Here is a 16,492-nt window from a genome sequence, read left to right as displayed (position 1 = left end):
TGAGCCAAAATGACCGCTCAAACGGAAAGAGAGCGTGGCAAAGCCCGTCCTATAAATCTTCCAACTTTTATACCCTTCAGTTTTACCCATTTACCCAATTGTGGGAAAACTAAATTTAGTACACGCTTACTAATAAATCCAGTTTGAAATCTTTCAAATACCAAGATTTGGGTGAAAGTTGGTAATAAGGGCAGAGTAACATTGATTTTTTAGAGATTTTGAACAAAAGTTACTACACAGAATTTTTTGACTATTTCCCGAAAGTATTTTAGTTATTTAGGTCTTAGCAACCGTCAAAAATCGTTAAATCAGTAATTTTTTAGTTCAGTATTAACTATTTATTAGCTTGATTACATTCATAATGATGTAAAAGCAGCTTGTATTACTTAATACATAATACTTTTATAATTTCAGTATTTTTATTAACTATTTTTTTGACTAACCTGAATTTGATTAACCCTGTTCTGTCACTTTCAAAAAACAATAATCGGAGCGAAACATTGAAACCGTTAAGTATACAGAAGGCAGGAGGCAGAAGGTAAAACTACTGCCATCAATAGCATTCATGCTTTTAAAATGTCCTAACCTATGTGGCTACGGCTGTTATAAATAGTCTCTAACTGAATCTTTTTTTCAGTACACGTAACCAGATAAACACTGGCTTCGTCCACTTACCACCGATAAGATCGTGCAATAGAGTATAAAAGCAGGGAATAATAAACAGCGTTAGCACTGTTGCTAAAGACAAGCCAGAAAACACCACTACACCCAACGGTTGCAAAAATTCTGAACCTTGCCCAATTCCCAAGGCTAAAGGAAACATACCTAAAACAGTAGTAATGGTGGTCATTAAAACTGGACGTAAGCGTTGAGGAGCAGCTCGTAAAATGGCAGTTTTGCGGTCAACTTTTTCTCGTTCACGAATTTGATTTGCCAGTTCTACCATGATAATGGCGTTGTTAACTACAATCCCTACCAACAACACCGCTCCAACAATTACAGTTGCACCAATGGCAGTATTAGTAATATAAAGCCCGAATATACCCCCAGCTAATGCTAGAGGAATTGTCAACATAATTACCAAAGGATCAACAAGAGAATTGTATTGCACTGCCATGACTACAAAAACTAAAAAGGCAGCTAATCCCCCTAAAAGTTGCAGTGAGTTTTGCAGTTGTTGATTAGATTCAGCCGCCGAACTGGGCAAGACGCTGACACCTTCAGGTAAATCTAAACTACTGAGGATTGTATTCACCTGTTCTAGAGCCGCACTCAGGTTAGCTCCCTCAGTCAAATCACCAGCGAGTAAGAAAACTTGACGCTGATTAATTCGCTGAATTTCTCCGGGAGCTTGGGCTTCAGCAATTTTCGCCACATCACTCAAGCGGATTTGACGATTGTTATCTACAAATAAAGGTAATCTCTCTAATTGAGAAGGTGTTTGCACCGATTCTTCATTTAATTGGACACGGACATCTACTAAACGATTGCCGCGTTGTAACTGAGTTGGTATGCTTCCTTCGAGTGCAGTCTGAATTGTCTCGCCAATGTCTGTAGTATTTAATCCCAAAGCCGAAACTCTTTCCCAGTCAGGAAGAATCTGAACTTCTGGTTGGCGCTCATCAGCATCGGGGCGGAATCTGACTAAATTAGCTTGCTGTTCTAAAGCTGCTAATACTTGATTGCCTGCTTGTTCTAATACATCAGAGTTATTACCTTGAAGAATTACGTCAACATCAGCACCACGAACAGGAGAGTTATTGAGAATCAAACCCCGCACTTGTCCAGGAGATACACGCAAGCGAATCCCGACTAAATTTAGCTTGTCAAATTCCTGGGTAACTCGTTCTACATAAGCTTCGACATCTGTACTTGGTTTTAAAGTAATGGTGCTAGAACCCCTTTGAGCATTAGCACTAGTATTAGTACCAAAGAGCGCACCACCTGCTGTGGAAAAAACATATTCTGTTTCTGGCTGATTGCGAAGAATGTCATCCACGGCAGCCATAACTTTGCGGTTGGTTTCTAGAGGCGTACCCGGAGGAAATTGCGCTCTCAAGTTAGCTTGTCCAGTACTAATTCGGGGAAGGATTTCTTGGGGAATTTGCGGAGCCATCCATAAACTACTACCACCAAAAATGATAATAGCGATCGCTACTGTTACTAACCGCCAGCGCAATATCCTAGTTAAAAAATTACCATACCCCCTCGTAGCGGCATCAAACCGTTGATTAAACTTTTGTAATAGCCAAAATTGATTTAACCGACTGGAAAATTTCCATCCCAATATCTGCGATGAAAGCATCGGTACAACTGTCACCGCGATCAAAATTGAAGCTGCAACAGAAAAGGTAATAGTCAGAATTAACTCATTAAATAGTAATGATATAAAGCCGCCAATCAGCAAAAACGGTAATACTGCTACCAAGTTTGTACTTGTGGAAGCAATTAAAGCTGATTCTACTTCCTGACTACTTTGTTGAGCTTGAGAAATTACTTGTTGTTGATTTAAGCGGCTTCTACTATTTTTACCGGGAGTCATGCCCACACCCTCGGCAATGTTCTCTAACATGACGATGGAGTTATCTACCACAATACCCACGCCTAATGCCAAACCACCCAAGCTAAAAACATTGAGGGAAAAACCAAATAGCCCCATTAAGATAATGGCCGAAAGAGTTGCCAGGGGGATAGCTAAAACAATAATAAAAGTTTGTCGTAAAGAACCAAGAAATAATAAAACTGCGATCGCTGCTAATCCTGTGCCGATTAACCCAGAAGTGGTAACATTCGAGATAGAATTGCTGATAAATTGCGATTCATCTAAGGTAGATGTCAAAATTGTCCCTTCAGGAACTACACCAGATTGTCGCAGTTCTTCTAAGCGTTTTTTTACTCCCTCGACAACATTAATGGTATTAGCATCTGGCTGTTTTTGGATGCTAACTTTAACAGCTTCTTGCCCATTGAGTAAGACAAAAATCCGTTGTTGTTCTGAGCCATCAATGACTTCAGCAAAGTCTCGCAAATAGACGCGGCGATTGACGACTGGGGTTTGTGAGGTGGAGGTTGAAGCAGCAGGAGCAGATACTTCAAAAGAAAGATTGCTGATTTCTTTCGCATTTTCAAAGCGTCCAACGGTACGAGTTAAAGGCTCAGAATTTTGCCCCAAAATCCGACCACCAGAAACATCTTGATTGCGGTTTCGCAGTTCATCTAATACATCTGTTAAACCTACACCCAAAGCTTGCAAGCGATCTAAATCAATGTTGACTCTAACTTCTTCTTGAACTCCTCCCGATACGTCTACCCCTGCGACTCCAGATACTACGCTCAGTTCGCGGGCTAATTCTTCTTCGGCAAAAACACGCAAATCAACGCCTTTTAAGGAGGGTGAAGTTAAAGCAAATTCGTAAACTGGTAGCTGAGAAGGATCAAACTTAAATAAGCGAGGTTCTTCAATAGTGTCTGGTAAACCGCTTCTAGCTCTGTTAAAGGCAGCTGTGGCATCGTTTAAGGCTTGGTCAATGTTACCGCCCGGTTGAAAGTACAGATCCAAATTTATCTGTCCTTCACGAGTTTGAGAAAAAATCTGTACTACGCCCTCAGTAGCGGAAAAGGCTTCTTCTAATGGTCTTGTGACTTCATCAACCCCAATTTCTGGAGCAACTCCAGGTGCTTCTAGCCGCACACCAATTCTTGGATAAGTAATTGATGGTAGTAAATCTACGGGTAATTTAGTCAGAAAAAATACTCCCATCACAATCACTGCTAAGGTGAGCATGAGAGTACCAATGTGTTGGCGAATCGAAATCCCACTAATACTAAATCCGCTATTAACCTGCTGCATTACTATTGCTTTGCTCCAATTAAAAATGCCAGATTTAAAATGTTAATTAGTTTTTTTATCTGCTGTTTCTGATAAGATTGATAGCTTTACAACATCGCCGTCTTTTAAAGGTTTGGCACTACGAGCAACATAGCGATCGCCTGGTTGCAGACCAGATAAAATTTCTACTCTGTTATCAATCTTTTTTCCTAAAGTGACAGCACGCGCGGCTACTTTTGGCTTGTCTTGTGTATCTGTAACAACAAATACTGTGCCATTTTGATTTTCTTGTTCTGCATCCGCATCAGCTTTTTTGTTTCCTGCTGGCTTTTGCAGAGCTGTTTGCGGTACTACTACTCGCTGTGGTGTCTGGTTGCCAAATGTAACTCGTGCCAATAGTCCGCTACCAATGTTATTAGCAGTATTGGGAATCACGACCTCTACTGGTATCAAACGAGCTGTCGCATCCGCAGCCGGAGAAATCCGTGTTACTTTCCCCATAAATGAGCGATTGGGAAAGGCATCTAAGCTAACTTGCACAGATTGCCCGACTTTAATTTTTGCCAGTTCTAATTCAGAAACTTGCACTACAACTTTGACCCGGCTAAAGTCTCCAATTTGCAAGACTTCGTTACCCGCTTGCAGCAGATTACCTGGTTCTGTCACCCTTTCTGTGACAACACCAGTAATTGGAGATACCAGTCGAGCGTAGGAGCGACGCTCTTTTGCTTGGGCAACTACTGCCTGTTGAGCAACTACTCTACCTTGAGCTGCGGCGACAGCTTCTTGTTCTGTACGGACTTGCTCTTGAGCAGCTTGTAGTGCCTGGGCTGCTGTTTGGGCTTCAGTACGTGCTTGTTCGGCAGTTTGTTCGGCGATCGCACCTTCTTTAAATAAATTTTGTTGCCGTTGCGAGTCTGCTTGGGCTTGCACCACTTCTAACCGCGCCCGTTCCACATCTGCACGAGCATTACTGACTTGAGTTTGGGTTCTAGCTACTTCTGACTTTAAGGCTGCTAGTTCTGCTTCTGCTTGCCTTAATCCTGTCAAAAGTATGGCCTCATCCAACTGCCCAACGTTTTGCCCAAGCTTTACTCTATCGCCTACATCTAGATTCAATGCCAATAACCTAGCTTCTACTTGCGATCGCAATGACACTGTACGGAAAGCCGTGGTAGTACCTGTGTATTCTAGAGGTTTTTTGAGCAATCCAGTACTGGCGATCGCCACATCCACAGGTGTTGCACTTTCTCCTGTCTTACTAGAACGTTGAGATTGTGCCTTGGCTGATTCTTTCTGAAATGAACCACAACTCGCTGTCATTAATCCAATGCCTAACAGGCAAACAATCAATAACTTCGATGGCGATCTAAACAGACGAAAAAACATTCCTCTGTTTTCTTCTTGATTGGTGTAAATTATTTGATTTATGGCTGCGTCATCTGGCATTTTCAAGAGTTTTTGTGGCTTATTTCCGTCCAAAATCATTTATTTTGCTCCTAGCAGGGCGGCTTTGGGCTAAAACAGCCGTCTATTACCAAGTATCTTTGATAGATATGACATAAATATGACTAATAAAGAACGTAGAGAGAGCCTAAACAGTTTCTCAAAATTCTTTATTAGAAGAAAAAAGATTCTTCTTCAAAAAACCCTCAAAACTTTGCTGCTGACGCAGAGTCAGAGAATTTTAGAATACTTGAATTATTAGATTATAAGATTAGTATACGTATATTTAGCTTTTCTAAACTCTTTCGCAAGGTATAAAACTTAATAATCGCTTTTTGTAAGAATACCTGCCGACTAGCGATCGCCCTTGGCTTGCGTCGTTATGGAATTTATTTATGCCACGACAACCAACGATGTTGAATTACGTACTCAAAGCAATGAAGTCCAGTTAGCATTTATTAAGGAAACAAGGTTTTCGTACACAATAAACTGGCAACAATTATATACGCTCAACAAGGACTTTTAGTATTTCAAAATCAATATGACATCTTTCTGATTTACCTGATCTGAGCATTAAAAGTATTGGAAGATGACCCGATAGTGCTGTCCGCCAATAGTAAATATCAGAGTAGTATAACCAATTTCCTTCTTTTCGCCAGCCAACTTCATCACCAAATTTTTTTTGGATTTCATAGCTATTATAAGTGGTATTATAACCATCTCCAAGACGTTTCCAAATACGTTTTTGAGCGCTAAATCCAAACCGTCCATTGCTATACTTTAACCAGAGTTTATTTATATTATTTAAGTCTTTTCGGGGAAGGACTTTTATATATTCTGAGCCAAAACTGTTTGTCAAATAAGTTTTGTATGGTGAGTTTTCTGGTAATTCTTTATGAGATATTACATAGATTATTTTAGCCGTTTCTAAATCAGGGGACTTCCAAGGAATAAAATGACCAATTATAATAATGATAATCATTCTAAGGGGGGGGGGAAGGAGAAGCAGCCGCAGGCTGCTTCTCCTTCCCCCCTATTCGTAGTAAATTCAATTTGGAGGGAATTTTGTGGGTGGACAGGAGTGTTGCTCGAATTAACTGATTCAGTCAAAAAAGTATTCAAGGAAACAGCAAACCAACTCAAAGGTGCAGCAAGGCGGCGTTTTCAAGCACAAATTGTCATGGAATTAGGTTACGGAGGACAATTACTGGCTCAAAAAGAATTGGGCTGGGATAGAAATACTATTCGTAAAGGAATTAAAGAACTAACCAGTGGGATTAGTTGTATAGATAATTATTCAGCTAGGGGTAGATGGAAAGTAGAAGAGCATTTACCAAACCTGTTAGAAGATATCAAAAAATTAGTTGATTTCCAAAGCCAAACAGATCCAAGTTTTAAAAGCCAAAGGCTGTATACACGCCTAACTGCTAGTCAGGTCAGAAAGCTATTAATTGATAAATTTGGTTATACGGATGAACAGTTACCTACTGAAGAAACAATGAGAGTTAAATTGAATGATTTAGGTTATAGACTCAAGCGAGTAGCAAAAGTTTTACCTCAAAAAAAATTCCAGAAACAGACGCAATCTTTGAACAATTAGCAATAGTTAATCAATCCGCCCTGGATGATCCAAGTATCTTACGTCTCAGTCTGGATGCCAAAGCCCGTGTAGATATTGGCTACTTTGACAGAGGAGGTAAAAACCGAGTTGTCACAGAAACAGAAGACCATAATTTTCATCCAAAAACTACCGTAACTCCTTACGGCATCTTCCTTCCAGAATTAGACGAACTATTTTTATACTTTACAGAGTCTAATGTAACGAGTGATTTTATTGTAGACGTTCTAGAAGATTTTTGGAAGAGTGAGAGTTGGCGATTTTCCTCAATAAAAACCCTGATTATTAACCAGGATAATGGGACAGATAATAATTCTAGACGTACCCAGTTTATGAAACGTATCGTTGAGTTTGTTCATGAATATCAACTGAATATACGTTTAGCCTACTATCCACCCTATCACAGCAAATATAATCCCATCGAGCGAGTATGGGGGATATTAGAAAATTCTTGGAATGGCAGTATTTTAGATGAAGTTGCAACCGCTTTAAAATTTGCTCAAAACATGACGTGGAAAGGTAAGAATCCTGTGGTTAAGTTAGTGACTCAAACTTATGAAACTGGGGTTACTCTTACTAAGGAGGCTATGTCTGCTGTTGAAAAACAAATAGAAAGACTCACTAACTCGGAACATGAAAAATTTCCCGATTTAGGCAAATGGTTTGTTGATATTTGTTGTGGCAGCACTTAATTTTCACTCTTCAGTTTTTAAATCTAAAAACATGAATATTAATTATGATATTGCACTGAAATTATTTACAGAGTGCAGATGCAGACTTTTCCTTCTGTGTTTGAGGGGGTAAGAGGTGGTTGCCGACGGCAACCACCTCTTACCCTTTCAGAATGATTATCATTATCTCTTAAAGATTAACTTATGATTTTTGCTGATTAATTTATTTCTTGGAAGTCCCCAGCCTCCTCCCATTTCCTAGCTTTAAGTAATTCATCTAATTTCTGATAACAACCGGAAACTACTTCAGTGAAATCTTTAGAAGAAGTATGACTATAGACTGTAGCACTAGTAACAACTTCTCTTGCTATCTCGTTTTCATCATTAGTTCTCTTAGTATTAGTACTAAAGGATTTTTTCCACATAAAAAGCTTTTTTCTAACCTTGGGCTTTTTACGGGCTTCTTCTGCTAATTCAGTTGCAATTTCCGTCTTCGCCTCTTCTTCACTATAACCCTGATTTTGCAGTTCAGTTATTAACTCACGAATTTCTTGTGCAACTTCTGAAAAATTTTGATTGATGTTAATAACATCTCCATGTATCTCAATGTGATCACCATTAACATTTATATTTTCGTTATAATTACCTTCTGGATAGATATTGCGAGGCTCATTTATATCATCATCTAGTGAACTTCCTTCTAGTCTGTTTTGTTTATATTTAACTATTGAAATATATAAATAAAAACCTAATCCAAATACAATTATGCCTAAAAAAATAGCATAAATTATTTGAGATTTGGCTATAATACTAGTAATAATTGTTTGCCATAAATTAATAATAGTTAGGTATATAGCCCTAATTAAAACTATGCCAAACGAACAGTATATTAACTTCTCTACCAACGAAAGCCGATTGCTCAGAAGATAAAACTCTCTGCATATTTGCTTTATTGGGATTTTCATATTTCAACTTTTGAATAGCGCTTTATGGCATCGAAATAGTTGACATTTTAAAATGGCAAAGGAATATTTAATGAAGCAAAAACTAATTTAATCACATTTAGTGTAGCTTCTCCTATGACAGCACTTGCAGCAGCATCATGTATTGATTGCCCTAATTTAACAAGCTTACCTTTAGTTGTGGGATTCTTTTTAACTTCATTTACCCAGTCTTTAGCTACCTTCTGTTGAGCATCTTGGCGACTATAGCCTTGATTTTCTAGTTGATGCAATAACTCTTGTATCTGTGTAGTAGCTTGATATAAATCCTGACTAATACTTGTGTAATTACCGTGTACTTGTAAATAATTACCTTCAATAGAAATAGAATTGTTAAAGTTACCACCAGCCCCTAAATATATATTGTAAGTATTATTGCGGTTTCCATCGCTCATATAAAAAACTCTCTAACTATTGTGTTTGCGAATCTAATTTTACTGATTCGCTCTAAATCGATTATTAATTTATATTAGCGTATAGTGAGTGCTAGATTTAACTATTACAGCACTAATAGAAGTAAAAAGCCTGCTGATGCAGGCTTTATTTTATCATGTTATTAACTAAATGGATAAATAAAATCCACCGCCGCGAATTACCGTTTTGCTAACTTCTTCGACATCTTCCGCAGGCGAATAGATTGGGGTGTAACTTCCACCAATTCATCGGGGTCGATGTATTCCAAAGCACGCTCTAGGCTCATATCTGTTGGTGCTTGCAACTGTACTAATTCATCACCACCAGAGTCGCGGTGGTTGGTCAATTGCTTGGTCTTGCAGACATTTAGTTCTAAATCTTGGGGACGATTGTGTTCTCCCACAATCATCCCTTTGTAAACCTTAGTGCCTGGGGTAATAAAGAATGAACCTCTATCTTCTGCGTTATTCATGGCGTAGAAAGTAGAAACACCTTCTTCAAAGGCAATTAACACACCTTTATTTCGGGCTTCAATATCACCAGAAAGTGAACGGTAATCGAGGAAACTGTGATTCATGATGCCTTCACCACGAGTCATCCGCTTAAATCTCTCGACGAAATGCTATAATAGCTTCTCCAGCATCAGTCTCAGCCATCAAAATGTAGCGTCTCAGTAAATCCAAATTGAGATCATTGAGTCCGGACAGTTGGCTGCGCTCGACACGTTCATAGCTACCGCCATGCAGATGATAGAGCGTTAATAGCCCATCTTCCCAAAACCAGACTTCCAGTACTCCCAAAGCTTTATAGCGCTCTAACTTGCTGGTACTACCACTGGTAAAAACGACTTCGATGGACAAATCTGGAATCGGTTTAGCGCTGCCAATGCAGTAGGACTCGTCCGCTTGAACCGAGACAACCCCTTCTTTTTCCTGAGTCATTGATCGAGTTGGCTGAAAGAAAATGCCTTTTTCGACGAGAAAGGTTGTCACTAAATAACCGATGATACTGGCAAAAATTTCATGTTCGCGTCCTGGCATGAGAATCTCGATTGTATCGTCATAGTAAAACAGCCGCACACCAGGAGAACCGTCAAAACCTTTTTGGATGAACTTGAACTGTTCCCACGTCCCATAATGGACAATGCGTTGGTCGGTAGTTCGGTCGAGTAGTGGGGGCATCGCGTTCACCTCTAGCAATCCCTGCCTGAATTGTGACATACTCTTTGCCAGCACAACTATTATACGCTTTAAAAATAATTGATTTGTTTTTGATCGCTCCTTTCCTTATATGATTTACTCCATTGCGTCAAATCTATGCTGATAAATGGCGATGTCTACGACGGGCTACACCTACGCAATTTCACGAATAGTCATGAGAATAATCCTTTTTCAGTCTCTTCATTTTTACTCAAAAATTTGACTAAATTTAGGCCAAGGGCGATCGCAATTGAACTATTTTTGAGTAACTTCACTGAATACAGAAGATTCCATCGTCTGTGTAAGCCAATAACAGCATTTCTTTCTTCATCTTCCATTTCATTTTCAGGCTATTGAGCAAAAGCTAGGGTTTGGCGATCGCTTTCTCTAAGAATACCTGTTGGCTAGGAATTTCCACGACGGGCTACATCTACGAGCAGGTCATTCAAACAGACATCCATCCTAGCGTTGCTAAACCTCATCTAAATTGTGATTTGGTTACTCATTGCTTCAGACTGAAATAATTTCAAAGGTGTCTTGATGACCAATTCGATAAAATAAGAAATCAGAATCGAGAGTGAGAATTTGACGATACCCTGTCTTTTCAGCCGTCAAAACCAACGTTGCATCTGCTAAATCCATTGGGCAATCGCGGTATTGTTCCATCAGCGCCAACAAACGGCTGTAATCACTTTCCTGAATCTCGTAAATGGTCAACAGTTTATCTAAAAGAAGCTGCCCCAACTGTTTTTGCATTTGCCAGCTGCCACGATGCAGGGCAAGATACATGGCTTCTGTCAGGCATGACCAGGTTGTGACCAGAGGCTTTGCCAAACGCATCACTGCGATTTTATAAGCATTGTGCTGAGGCTGAGTGCGATCAACTAAACACAATAAGACTCCTGCATCGCACAGGATCATAGCTCTAGCCCTTGTTGCCGATATTTGTTGAGTAGGAGTTGCTGATAGTTACTGACTGCTTCAGGTGGAGATACCTCTAAGGAATCCACAGCCTCAAACCATTGTGACCATTTTTCCACAAGTAGTTCATCAGGCTGACTGTCAGCAGTTTTAACTTGATGTTTGTGCATCACAAAATCAATGAAGTCGGTCACTTCTTGTAGAAGTGGTTCGGAAAGTTGCTGCAATTTTGCGATCGCAGTTTCACGAATAGTCATGAGAATAATCCTTTTTCAGTCCAGGGCGATCGCTTTTTGTAATAATGCTGCTGGCTAGCGCGTCAATTATGCTGATTCTAGATCAGTAACTGGAATTTGTTCGGTTCTTTCAGGAGGTTTTGCTCCAGTTGCAACAGCATGAACTGCATGAAGAATATCTGCTGAATAGTAACGATTGCCGCAAGTATCACAAACACCAATCGTTACATCTTCAAGGATGACGAATCCATCTCTATGTTTAAACGCCTCACGCTTGACAGTTGGGGGTTGAACGGTTCCTTCACAATACTCACATTTATAATCCATGCACCTCAACTTTTATTCTTTCTGCTGTACTGTATTGTTGGATTGCTGACTCTGGGCAACCTTGATTAACAACCTTAATGCCTCATTGACCGCTTCTTCGTTGGGAAAAGCTTGTGCAACATCGGGATCTAACAGCACTAGGTTGTTTTTTTTACGATATTGCTCAACATATTTACCTCTAACTCCTCCTTGCATTTGAGCGAAGTCGTACTCAGGATGTAATTCATCTTCCATTTCGTTTTCAACTTCCTTGTTCATAAAACCTCTTCTCTTGGCGAGTAGCTTTTCGGGCGCTGATAATTCGTATCTTTTCCTCTCTATCAGTATGTGCAACAACTAAGAGTTGTCCAAACCTAGATAAGCCAATAATAACGTAACGACTTTCTCCAATAGAGTGGTCAGGATCGGTAAAAGTTACAGATAACGGGTCATTAAATACGGTTGCGGCTTCCTGAAAAGAAACACCATGCTTCTCAAAGTTTAGTGTTGCTTTATCTGGATTCCATTCAAATTCCATGTGAAAATCTCCCCGCCTTTCCTTCCCAGAGTCTAACAGGCTGGGGAGATACAAAAGAGAACCTAGCGCCTTAATTCAGCCAATTGAATCAACTCGTCTACCACTAACCGAACACGTAATTGAATTTTCTCTAAGTCAGCACGAACAGCATTGTATCGTCTGTTATGTGCTGCATGATCGCCTATTAATTTTAAGTCACGCAAAACATTCTTCGTTTCACGGCCTAGAGAAAGTCCATTCTTATCAGCAGCATCCGCAATAATTACTGACAGCATAAAATAATTGCCATCCGAATCAGCTATACGCGATTGAGTCTCTTCATGTTCGTAACACTCAATTAGAAGTGTTTCAACGAGCCGACGAACAAGTACTGATGCACCATCATAAAAACCATATTGAAAACAACCATTTACCTGAAAAGCTATTTTTTCGATATAACCCCTTGTATTCTTCCATATTTCTTCTGGTAGGTAACCATGCTCTAAGTCAACGTCAGCAGGTGGCCTTTCAAGAATTGGTACAAGCCAGTTTTTAATAGTACTCCGCTCAGTCGGTTTAAGCTTGAATCCTGCATTGGTTTTGGTTACCAGCTTTGTCTTAGCAATCGCTTGTTCAAGCTGTGTTGGATTAGGGTTACCCAGTCCAGTTTTATAAATGATACCTGCCAACGTACCAGCCTTTATATAAGTACCTGGTGTTGCACAATCATGGAACCATAAAATAGCCAGAGCGCGTTCAGCGTTTGACAGTTCAATTTGATTGAGTCGAATACAAAAATCTTCTATTTCCATCTACAATCTCACGAATCTTTTTTTCCTTTGGCAGCAGGTAAGTCATGGTCAACCAAATTCTCACCGTGGTTGGTAATTTTAATGTTGCTTCGCTCCGAGGTATCAACCCATCCTTTCCTCGTCGCAGTCTCTCGAATTCTTTGAGGCATATTCTTTGGTGTCCGTAGTCCGACATCCTTAAAGCATGTAAAAACATGGTTTGGAGTTATCTTGTCTAGCTCTAGGACTCGTTTCAAGTAATAAACTGCTACAGTAATAGCTTCTTCTTGAGTTTTAGGATTTTTCTGAGAATGGAAGTCCCGAAATGAAGGCTCGCCTTCTGGTCGTAGGTTTAAATCTTTGACAATTGTCATTGTGGGAGGCTTGTACGAACTCTTCTTCTGTTTCGAGTTTGTAGAAACACTTGCAACACTCACATCTTCCTCTTCGTCTTCTGTGTCAAGCTCTTCGACAAGCTCATCTTCATCACTAGGAACCGCAGAAGCTGATAAAACCTTTATCGTTTTCGGAGGAGACTGAAAAATTTTGTTAGCTGCTACGTTAATTGCCTGTAAACCTTCTTGAATAGTTTCATCATCGTCCTCAACCTCTGCGAAAAATACACGGATGCGCCCGCGCCCTCCTTTGTTTGCCATTTTTCTTACTAAAAAGACTGTAATGAGTCAGTATAGCCTCAATTTTAATCAGTTTGTTACTATGAGCTTATTAGCTTCACTAAATTGTATAAACGGTAACTTCTTACTCAAGAAACTTACAAAAGAAAAAGCCCGCTAATGCGGGCTTTATAAATTAATTAAAAAATTTTACTTAACGTTTCGCCAACTTCTTCGACATCTTCCGCAGGCGAATCGATTGGGGTGTAACTTCCACTAATTCATCGGGACCGATGTATTCTAAAGCACGCTCTAGGCTCATATCTGTTGGTGCTTGCAACTGTACCAATTCTTCACCACCAGAGGCGCGGTGGTTGGTCAATTGCTTGGTTTTACAGACATTCAACTCTAAATCTTGGGGACGATTGTGTTCTCCCACAATCATGCCTTTGTAAACCTTAGTGCCTGGAGTAATAAAGAATGAACCTCTATCTTCTGCGTTCTTCATGGCGTAGAAAGTAGAAACTCCTTCTTCAAAGGCAATTAATACACCTTTATTTCGGGCTTCAATATCACCAGAAAGTGAACGGTAATCAAGGAAACTGTGATTCATGATGCCTTCACCACGAGTCATTCGCATAAATTCACCCCGGAAACCAATCAAACCACGGGCGGGAATGACAAACTCTAGTTGGGTGCGATCGCCACTACCTGGTTGCATATCTTGCATTTCGCCTTTGCGTTGTCCCAGGCGTTCAATACAACCACCAACACCATCAGCAGGAATATCCAATACTAAAAGTTCGTAAGGTTCGCAAGGTTGACCGTTGATTTCACGGTAAATTACTTGAGGCTGAGATACTTGAAACTCAAAACCTTCTCGGCGCATGGTTTCGATTAAAATACCCAAGTGCAGTTCGCCACGACCGGAAACTAAGAATTTATCGGGAGAATCGGTCTCTTCGACACGCAAAGCAACGTTGGTTTCTAGTTCACGGAACAGGCGATCGCGTACTTGTCTTGATGTCACCAATTTACCTTCTTGACCAGCAAAAGGTGAATCATTCACCCAGAAGGTCATTTGTAAGGTTGGTTCATCTACTTTAATTAATGGTAAAGCTTGGGGTTCGTTGGGGTCAGTAATTGTTTCCCCAATATAAGCATCGGCGAAACCAGCAACGGCCACAATATAACCAGCGGTAGCTTCTTCCATATCTACCCGCTTCAGCCCTTCAAAACCCATTAATTTGCTAATTTTACCTTTGACAATAGTGCCATCTTCTGTTACTAAAGCTGCTTGCTGTCCAGCCCGGATAGTGCCGTTGTGAATCCTGCCAATTATAATCCGTCCCAGATATTCAGAATAATCTAGAGTTGTGACTTGCAATTGCAGGGGCTTATTAATGTCGCCTACAGGAGGTGGAACGTGTTGCAGAATCGCATTAAACAAAGGTTGCATATCTACCGATTCTGCTTCCATGCTATCTTTGGCGAAACCTCCCATACCGGAAGCAAACAGATAGGTAAAGTCGCACTGGTCTTCATCTGCCCCTAATTCCAAGAACAGATCTAATACTTTATCAACAGCAACGTGGGGGTCAGCTTGGGCACGATCAATTTTGTTGATGACAACGATGGGACGCAGCCCTTTTTCCAAAGCTTTTTTCAGTACAAAGCGCGTTTGGGGCATGGGGCCTTCGTTGGCATCGACAATCAAAAGACATCCGTCAACCATGCCGAGTACCCGTTCAACTTCACCGCCAAAGTCGGCGTGTCCAGGAGTATCGACAATATTAATTAGCGTGTCTTTGTAGCGAACCGCTGTATTTTTGGACAGGATAGTAATACCCCGTTCTCGTTCCAGGGCGTTGGAATCCATGACACAATCCGGAACGTCTTCACCTTCACGGAAAATGCCGGATTGTTTGAGGAGTGCATCAACCAAGGTGGTTTTGCCGTGATCAACGTGGGCAATAATGGCGACGTTACGAATTGGGAGCGTCATAGGAGCTTTTATGTGAACTCTAGAGGGGGTTTTCTGATTTACATTTTGAATGCTAGGCTTTTCTAACAGAATTGGGGATGATTAGCAAATTCTGTAAAGAAGCTTTAATAATTCTAGCGTAATCGTCACAATTGCGGGAAGTTTTGTTAACGCTGCCGAGCTATGAAAAGGGTAGTCTTACGAAAATTACTGGTATATATGTTACAATCTTAGGGCAATTTTGCTCCTGTCAAGCCTGAATACCTTAGTTATCCTGCTTTTGTAATTATGGAGATAGTATAATTACATAAGAAAATGATAAAAATTTAAAATCTTTAGATACAAAAAATAGCCCCCAATAATGAGTAATAATCAGGGGAGCTATTATCTGATAAATATACAAATACTATTTGTCTTTCAATCTGACATCAATAACAGTCGCATTGAAATTATAGTTGAAGCCTTCCAACTCAAAAGGCATACCAATTTTTACTTTACTGTTACCTAAAACTGGCCCATTGTTAGTTACTTGAGCTTTGCCTTCTAGAGTCAAAAGCATATCTGTACTAAAGTTATTTGTCCTTGGATCTGGTAATTCTTTGACAGATCCATCTGGTTGGGAAACTGTTACGGTTCTAGGTAACACTTGAATCGATTTAATTCCAATTTGACCATAAGGTTGGTTGCGGATGATGACGTTAGTTTTACCACCTTTCTTGAAGCCGTTATTAAATAGCTGTTCAGGGTCACGCACGTTCAAACCGCGAACTGCTAAATCGACTTCGATGGGTACTGTTTTTGTACCGACTTGGGCAACAGAACCAGTGGTACCAGGAAAAACAAAGATGCCAACTATAACTAGCAGAATTACCAGTGCAGCACCTAAATCGAGAATGTTAATTTTACCGAACAAGCGACCTTTGGAATCTAAAAGAGCCATAAAAA

General features: G+C 40.1%; 17 protein-coding genes and 1 pseudogene. 1 reads left to right on the top strand and 17 read right to left on the bottom strand.

The features are described 5' to 3' along the window. Window positions 1–616: 616 nt before the first annotated feature. The 3 genes from QI031_RS18645 to QI031_RS18635 all read right to left on the bottom strand — a co-directional run bounded on the left by QI031_RS18645 (window position 617) and on the right by QI031_RS18635 (window position 6,257). A complete protein-coding gene (locus tag QI031_RS18645; RefSeq protein ID WP_281481151.1) occupies window positions 617–3,850 on the bottom strand; it encodes an efflux RND transporter permease subunit in 3,234 nt (1,077 codons plus the stop codon). Window positions 3,851–3,892: 42 nt separating this feature from the next. After that, window positions 3,893–5,218, bottom strand: coding sequence for an efflux RND transporter periplasmic adaptor subunit (locus tag QI031_RS18640; protein WP_425526033.1), 1,326 nt, complete (start codon window positions 5,216–5,218; stop codon window positions 3,893–3,895). 556 nt (window positions 5,219–5,774) lie between these two features. Then, window positions 5,775–6,257 (bottom strand): GUN4 domain-containing protein, encoded by a 483-nt coding sequence (locus tag QI031_RS18635; RefSeq protein WP_281481149.1) that lies wholly within the window; start codon window positions 6,255–6,257, stop codon window positions 5,775–5,777. A gap of 102 nt (window positions 6,258–6,359) precedes the next feature. Between QI031_RS18635 and QI031_RS18630 the strand changes: the two genes are divergently transcribed. After that, a protein-coding gene (locus tag QI031_RS18630; protein ID WP_425526025.1) for an ISAzo13 family transposase occupies window positions 6,360–7,585 on the top strand; the annotation gives its coding sequence in 2 pieces (ribosomal slippage) (window positions 6,360–6,843 and window positions 6,843–7,585; 1,227 coding nt in all). Between the two features lie 197 nt (window positions 7,586–7,782). On the opposite strand, the gene QI031_RS18625 is transcribed toward QI031_RS18630, so the two are convergent. The 14 genes and pseudogenes from QI031_RS18625 to QI031_RS18560 all read right to left on the bottom strand — a co-directional run bounded on the left by QI031_RS18625 (window position 7,783) and on the right by QI031_RS18560 (window position 16,487). After that, window positions 7,783–8,529 carry a hypothetical protein gene (locus QI031_RS18625; protein WP_281481148.1) on the bottom strand — a complete coding sequence of 249 codons (747 nt, stop codon included), beginning with the start codon at window positions 8,527–8,529 and terminating at the stop codon, window positions 7,783–7,785. A 47-nt stretch (window positions 8,530–8,576) separates the two neighbouring features. Then, window positions 8,577–8,960, bottom strand: coding sequence for a hypothetical protein (locus QI031_RS18620; protein ID WP_281481147.1), 384 nt, complete (start codon window positions 8,958–8,960; stop codon window positions 8,577–8,579). Window positions 8,961–9,157: 197 nt separating this feature from the next. Then, window positions 9,158–9,598 (bottom strand): annotated as a pseudogene (locus tag QI031_RS18615) (translational GTPase TypA); the annotation flags it as partial. Next, window positions 9,582–10,199 (bottom strand): Uma2 family endonuclease, encoded by a 618-nt coding sequence (locus QI031_RS18610; protein ID WP_425525974.1) that lies wholly within the window; start codon window positions 10,197–10,199, stop codon window positions 9,582–9,584. The pseudogene QI031_RS18615 and the gene QI031_RS18610, both read right to left, overlap by 17 nt. Before the next feature lie 152 nt (window positions 10,200–10,351). Then, the gene (locus tag QI031_RS18605; RefSeq protein WP_281481146.1) at window positions 10,352–10,516 is read right to left on the bottom strand and encodes a hypothetical protein; all 165 of its coding nucleotides are present in this window, start codon (window positions 10,514–10,516) and stop codon (window positions 10,352–10,354) included. Window positions 10,517–10,688: 172 nt separating this feature from the next. Continuing rightward, the gene (locus QI031_RS18600; RefSeq protein ID WP_281481145.1) at window positions 10,689–11,099 is read right to left on the bottom strand and encodes a type II toxin-antitoxin system VapC family toxin; all 411 of its coding nucleotides are present in this window, start codon (window positions 11,097–11,099) and stop codon (window positions 10,689–10,691) included. Beyond that, window positions 11,096–11,356 (bottom strand): DUF2281 domain-containing protein, encoded by a 261-nt coding sequence (locus QI031_RS18595; protein WP_281481144.1) that lies wholly within the window; start codon window positions 11,354–11,356, stop codon window positions 11,096–11,098. Before QI031_RS18595 ends, QI031_RS18600 begins: the two co-directional genes overlap by 4 nt. A 66-nt stretch (window positions 11,357–11,422) precedes the next feature. Beyond that, window positions 11,423–11,662 (bottom strand): YgiT-type zinc finger protein, encoded by a 240-nt coding sequence (locus QI031_RS18590; RefSeq protein WP_281481143.1) that lies wholly within the window; start codon window positions 11,660–11,662, stop codon window positions 11,423–11,425. Window positions 11,663–11,674: 12 nt separating this feature from the next. Continuing rightward, window positions 11,675–11,920 carry a hypothetical protein gene (locus QI031_RS18585; protein ID WP_281481142.1) on the bottom strand — a complete coding sequence of 82 codons (246 nt, stop codon included), beginning with the start codon at window positions 11,918–11,920 and terminating at the stop codon, window positions 11,675–11,677. Continuing rightward, window positions 11,904–12,179 carry a BrnT family toxin gene (locus QI031_RS18580; RefSeq protein WP_281481141.1) on the bottom strand — a complete coding sequence of 92 codons (276 nt, stop codon included), beginning with the start codon at window positions 12,177–12,179 and terminating at the stop codon, window positions 11,904–11,906. The genes QI031_RS18585 and QI031_RS18580 overlap by 17 nt, the downstream gene beginning before the upstream one ends. Before the next feature lie 62 nt (window positions 12,180–12,241). After that, entirely contained in the window at window positions 12,242–12,970 is a 729-nt protein-coding gene (locus tag QI031_RS18575; RefSeq protein WP_281481140.1) for a hypothetical protein, read from the bottom strand. A gap of 8 nt (window positions 12,971–12,978) precedes the next feature. Then, window positions 12,979–13,605 carry a hypothetical protein gene (locus tag QI031_RS18570; RefSeq protein WP_281481139.1) on the bottom strand — a complete coding sequence of 209 codons (627 nt, stop codon included), beginning with the start codon at window positions 13,603–13,605 and terminating at the stop codon, window positions 12,979–12,981. A gap of 172 nt (window positions 13,606–13,777) precedes the next feature. Next, window positions 13,778–15,568: a translational GTPase TypA gene (gene typA / locus QI031_RS18565; protein WP_281481138.1), complete on the bottom strand. Its 1,791-nt coding sequence runs from the start codon at window positions 15,566–15,568 to the stop codon at window positions 13,778–13,780. 385 nt (window positions 15,569–15,953) lie between these two features. Next, window positions 15,954–16,487, bottom strand: a complete 534-nt coding sequence (locus QI031_RS18560) for a DUF4330 domain-containing protein (RefSeq protein ID WP_281481137.1) — start codon at window positions 16,485–16,487, stop codon at window positions 15,954–15,956. Window positions 16,488–16,492: the final 5 nt, after the last annotated feature.

It is taken from the genome of Halotia branconii CENA392 (genome assembly GCF_029953635.1).
In the GTDB taxonomy this organism is placed as follows: domain Bacteria; phylum Cyanobacteriota; class Cyanobacteriia; order Cyanobacteriales; family Nostocaceae; genus Halotia; species Halotia branconii.
This window is presented reverse-complemented; position numbering and strand designations above follow the sequence as displayed.

What these genes read in the sequence shown, in the direction of transcription:
- QI031_RS18560 (WP_281481137.1), bottom strand. Translation starts at nt 16,487, where the DNA reads ATGGCTCTTTTAGATTCCAAAGGTCGCTTGTTCGGTAAAATTAACATT.
- QI031_RS18600 (WP_281481145.1), bottom strand. Translation starts at nt 11,099, where the DNA reads ATGATCCTGTGCGATGCAGGAGTCTTATTGTGTTTAGTTGATCGCACT.
- QI031_RS18625 (WP_281481148.1), bottom strand. Translation starts at nt 8,529, where the DNA reads ATGAAAATCCCAATAAAGCAAATATGCAGAGAGTTTTATCTTCTGAGC.
- QI031_RS18580 (WP_281481141.1), bottom strand. Translation starts at nt 12,179, where the DNA reads ATGGAATTTGAATGGAATCCAGATAAAGCAACACTAAACTTTGAGAAG.
- QI031_RS18610 (WP_425525974.1), bottom strand. Translation starts at nt 10,199, where the DNA reads ATGTCACAATTCAGGCAGGGATTGCTAGAGGTGAACGCGATGCCCCCA.
- QI031_RS18640 (WP_425526033.1), bottom strand. Translation starts at nt 5,218, where the DNA reads ATGTTTTTTCGTCTGTTTAGATCGCCATCGAAGTTATTGATTGTTTGC.
- QI031_RS18605 (WP_281481146.1), bottom strand. Translation starts at nt 10,516, where the DNA reads ATGGAAGATGAAGAAAGAAATGCTGTTATTGGCTTACACAGACGATGG.
- typA (WP_281481138.1), bottom strand. Translation starts at nt 15,568, where the DNA reads ATGACGCTCCCAATTCGTAACGTCGCCATTATTGCCCACGTTGATCAC.
- QI031_RS18645 (WP_281481151.1), bottom strand. Translation starts at nt 3,850, where the DNA reads ATGCAGCAGGTTAATAGCGGATTTAGTATTAGTGGGATTTCGATTCGC.
- QI031_RS18585 (WP_281481142.1), bottom strand. Translation starts at nt 11,920, where the DNA reads ATGAACAAGGAAGTTGAAAACGAAATGGAAGATGAATTACATCCTGAG.
- QI031_RS18570 (WP_281481139.1), bottom strand. Translation starts at nt 13,605, where the DNA reads ATGGCAAACAAAGGAGGGCGCGGGCGCATCCGTGTATTTTTCGCAGAG.
- QI031_RS18620 (WP_281481147.1), bottom strand. Translation starts at nt 8,960, where the DNA reads ATGAGCGATGGAAACCGCAATAATACTTACAATATATATTTAGGGGCT.
- QI031_RS18590 (WP_281481143.1), bottom strand. Translation starts at nt 11,662, where the DNA reads ATGGATTATAAATGTGAGTATTGTGAAGGAACCGTTCAACCCCCAACT.
- QI031_RS18575 (WP_281481140.1), bottom strand. Translation starts at nt 12,970, where the DNA reads ATGGAAATAGAAGATTTTTGTATTCGACTCAATCAAATTGAACTGTCA.
- QI031_RS18595 (WP_281481144.1), bottom strand. Translation starts at nt 11,356, where the DNA reads ATGACTATTCGTGAAACTGCGATCGCAAAATTGCAGCAACTTTCCGAA.
- QI031_RS18635 (WP_281481149.1), bottom strand. Translation starts at nt 6,257, where the DNA reads ATGATTATCATTATTATAATTGGTCATTTTATTCCTTGGAAGTCCCCT.